The sequence below is a fragment of the Bifidobacterium sp. MSK.13.1 genome, assembly GCF_019131435.1.
In the GTDB taxonomy this organism is placed as follows: domain Bacteria; phylum Actinomycetota; class Actinomycetes; order Actinomycetales; family Bifidobacteriaceae; genus Bifidobacterium; species Bifidobacterium pseudocatenulatum.
The window spans coordinates 1-1519 of sequence record NZ_JAHOMM010000018.1 but is presented as its reverse complement, the minus strand read 5'-3'; the positions used below and the strand labels follow the sequence as shown (position 1 = coordinate 1519).

At 59.7% G+C, this 1519-nt stretch carries 1 rRNA gene; it reads left to right on the top strand.

The window, feature by feature from the left end:
* Positions 1 to 1506: ribosomal RNA gene (locus KSY55_RS09035) — 23S ribosomal RNA — on the top strand; the annotation flags it as partial.
* Positions 1507 to 1519 lie beyond the last annotated feature (13 nt).

Sequence of the window (1519 nt, the reverse complement as noted above, 5' to 3'; positions counted from 1 at the left end):
GGTAGGCTAGCGCACAGGGGTGACACGGAATGGGAGCCGGCCGCGGAGGTGGTTTTCCGTGGTCAAGCACGCAGCCCGTCCCATAGGCAAATCCGTGGGACGCATAGGGTGAGGTGTGATGATGGGCGTCCTTTGGACGCGATATCCGGTGGTCCAGGCCGTCGAGAAAAGCCTCGGCGCGAGGGGCGTCGCCGCCCGTACCCCAAACCGACACTGGTGGTCAGGTAGAGAATACCAAGGCGATCGAGCGAATCCTGGTCAAGGAACTCGGCAAATCACTCCCGTGCCTTCGGTATAAGGGAGACCCCCGGGCGTGAAGAGGCTTGCCCTCGGAGCGTTGGGGGGTGGCACAGACCAGGGGGTAGCGACTGTTTACCAAAAACACAGGTGCATGCGAAGGCGCAAGCCGCTGTATATGCACTGACGCCTGCCCGGTGCCGGAAGGTTAAGAGGATCCGTCAGTCCCTTTTGGGGTGAAGCGGTGAATTCAAGCCCCGGTAAACGGCGGTGGTAACTATAACCATCCTAAGGTAGCGAAATTCCTTGTCGGGTAAGTTCCGACCTGCACGAATGGCGTAACGACTTCCCCACTGTCTCGACCAGGAGCTCGGCGAAATTGCAGTACGAGTAAAGATGCTCGTTAAGCGCAGAAGGACGAAAAGACCCCGGGACCTTTACTATACCTTGGTATTGGCGTTAGGCGCGGATTGTGTAGCATAGGCGGGAGGCTTCGAAGCATGGGCGCCAGCCCGTGTGGAGCCGCAAGGTGAAATACCGCTCTGTTCTCGTTTGACGTCTAACCTCGAACAGTCATCCTGTTCAGGGACAGTGCCTGGCGGGTAGTTTAACTGGGGCGGTTGCCTCCCAAAGAGTAACGGAGGCGCTCAAAGGTCCGCTCAGCCCGGTTGGCAATCGGGTTTCGAGTGTAATCGCACAAGCGGGCTTGACTGCGAGAACGACGGTTCGGGCAGGGACGAAAGTCGGAGATAGTGATCCGGTGCCGGCGCACGGGCGCGGCATCGCTCAACGGATAAAAGGTACCCCGGGGATAACAGGCTGATCATTCCCAAGAGTCCATATCGACGGGATGGTTTGGCACCTCGATGTCGGCTCGTCGCATCCTGGGGCTGGAGCAGGTCCCAAGGGTTCGGCTGTTCGCCGATTAAAGCGGCACGCGAGCTGGGTTCAGAACGTCGTGAGACAGTTTGGTCTCTATCCTCTGCGCTCGTTGGAATCCTGAGGAGGCCTGCCCATAGTACGAGAGGACCTGGGTGGACGGACCTCTGGTATGCCGGTTGTCGCGCCAGCGGCATGGCCGGTTGGCTACGTTCGGGAGGGATAACCGCTGAAAGCATCTAAGCGGGAAGCCTGCTCCAAGATTAGGATTCCTTGACGCTCCCCGGAGCGTCCGAAGCCCGCATGTTGAACACGTGTTCGATAGGCCGGAGGTGGAAGCCCCGCGAGGGGTGGAGCCGACCGGTACTAACGGGCGAACGCGGCACACTTTCCGACCCGCTTG